Source organism: Sulfitobacter sp. HI0129 (assembly GCF_001635395.1).
Lineage (GTDB): Bacteria > Pseudomonadota > Alphaproteobacteria > Rhodobacterales > Rhodobacteraceae > Sulfitobacter.
Map to the genome: position 1 here is coordinate 1 of NZ_LWGH01000719.1, position 1,034 is coordinate 1,034.

A 1,034-nucleotide genomic window follows, 5' to 3' on the forward strand; every position below is an offset into this window, starting at 1 on the left:
ACCGGCACCTCGATCCGCTCGGGCTCCACCCGGACATTGCGCAGCCGCGCCAGTTCCGCTTCCCGCTGGGCCAGTTCCGCGCGTATCTCGGCGATGCGGTCCTCGACGCTGGCGGTCTTGTCGGCCAGCAGTAGGCCCGCCATCAGCAGCATCCGGCTTTCCGGCATCCGCCCGACCTGATCGCTCAGCACCTGCGCCTCGTCGTCCAGCATCTTGGCGGCAGCGTGCAGATAGCTTTCCTCGCCGTCCTGGCAGGCCACTTCGAACTGGCGGCCCCCGATCGTGATCCGTACCTCGGGCATCAGGCGGTTCCTTTCGTGTTGTCCTGCGCCGGTTCCTGCTCCGCGCCCACCAGCGGCGCCAGCGCGGCAAGGATGGCTTCGGCCTCTGCGGCTTCGGCGGCGCGGGCGGCGCGCAGCGCCTCCAGTTCGGCCATCATCGCCTTGTTGATCAGATGCGGCTCGCCCACGCCTTCGGCGTTGGCTTCCTGCAGGGCGGCACAGGCCTCCGACAGCTGCGCATTGGCGCGGCGCACCCGCTGCAATTCGGTGTCGAGCCGTCCGAAAGCCGATTCGCCCTCTGTCAGGCGCTGGCGCAGCTCCTCCGCCTCCTGCCTGAGGTCTGAGAGTTCCGACTCGTTCTTCTGGCGCAAGACCCGCAGCCGTTCGGTCAGCTGTGCATTGGCGGTCCGCTCTTCCTCCAGCGCCTCGGCCATGTCCTCGTCCGGTCCGGCGGGGGCCTCAGCGGCGGGGGCCGGCTCCGGCGCGGCCTGCCCCATGGCCTCCACCCCGCGGGCGACCCGGTCCATCGCGGCGGCGATGCGCCGTTGCAATTCGTCAATCTCGTTCATGCTCACTTTCACCTCGTCGCGTCTGCGGGACGCCCGGCCCGGCCCCGTGCACGCCGCTGCCGATGCGGATGCACCCGGGATCGAATCGCACAGGCGCGGTTCGAGTACAATCCTACCCAATGCGCCGCAAGAATGCGCCCCATATCATATCAATCGCTTGGCAGCACTTGTTCACGCGGCAATC

Annotated in this window: 2 protein-coding genes; both read right to left on the reverse strand. The window is 68.7% G+C overall.

The window, feature by feature from the left end; genetic code table 11:
* Positions 1-302: cell division protein ZapA (locus A3764_RS17880; protein ID WP_067951875.1), on the reverse strand; the 302-nt coding region annotated here is incomplete at its 3' end.
* Positions 302-850 (reverse strand): hypothetical protein, encoded by a 549-nt coding sequence (locus A3764_RS17885; protein ID WP_067922267.1) that lies wholly within the window; start codon positions 848-850, stop codon positions 302-304. The genes A3764_RS17885 and A3764_RS17880, both read right to left, overlap by 1 nt.
* Between the last annotated feature and the right edge of the window lie 184 nt (positions 851-1,034).

Bases quoted from the DNA above. Each gene is read 5' to 3' on its own strand.
- A3764_RS17885 (WP_067922267.1), bottom strand. From the start codon at position 850: ATGAACGAGATTGACGAATTGCAACGGCGCATCGCCGCCGCGATGGAC.